The sequence below is a fragment of the Mesorhizobium vachelliae genome, assembly GCF_033977325.1.
Lineage (GTDB): Bacteria > Pseudomonadota > Alphaproteobacteria > Rhizobiales > Rhizobiaceae > Mesorhizobium > Mesorhizobium vachelliae.
Genome location: NZ_JAVIIR010000076.1, coordinates 1 through 770 on the forward strand (window position 1 = coordinate 1; position 770 = coordinate 770).

Below are 770 nucleotides of genomic sequence, written 5' to 3' on the forward strand. Positions count from 1 at the left end.
GCCGACACGCTGGCCTCGCTGCGCTATTGCCGCAAGGCCGGCATGAAGATCGGCACGGTCGTCAATGTGCGCGAATCGACCATGGCGCGCGAATCCGACGTCGTGCTGCCGACGCTCGCCGGTCCGGAGATCGGCGTCGCCTCGACCAAGGCCTTCACCTGCCAGCTTTCGGTGCTGGCCGCGCTTGCGGTGCGCGCGGGCGTGGCGCGCGGCACGATCTCGCCCGAGGAGGAAAAGCAGCTGGTGCGCGCGCTTTCGGAAGCGCCGCGCTTGGCCACCCAGGTGCTGAAGCTCGACGAGCAGATCGAACGCATCTCGCGCGAGCTGTCGCGCTACAAGGATGTGCTCTATCTCGGCCGCGACACCAACTTCCCGCTGGCCATGGAAGGGGCGCTGAAGCTCAAGGAGATCTCCTACATCCACGCCGAAGGCTATGCCGGCGGCGAGCTGAAGCATGGGCCGATCGCGCTGATCGACGAGAACATGCCGGTGATCGTGATCGCGCCGCATGACCGCATTTTTGAAAAGACCGTGTCGAACATGCAGGAAGTGGCGGCGCGCGGCGGCAAGATCATCCTGATCACCGACAAGAAGGGCGCGGCGCAGGCCGGCATCAAGACGATGGAGACGATCATCCTGCCCGACGTGCCGGAGATCATCGCGCCGATCATCTACGCCCTGCCGATCCAGATGCTGGCCTATTTCACCGCCGTCTTCATGGGCACCGACGTCGACCAGCCGCGCAATCTGGCGAAGTCGGTGACGGTGGA

The 770-nt window shown here is 65.1% G+C and carries 1 protein-coding gene; it reads left to right on the top strand.

Translation table 11 applies throughout. The annotated features are described in order from the left end of the window. The coding region (locus tag RFM41_RS34080) for an SIS domain-containing protein (protein ID WP_320319362.1) at positions 1 to 770 on the top strand (770 nt) is incomplete at both ends.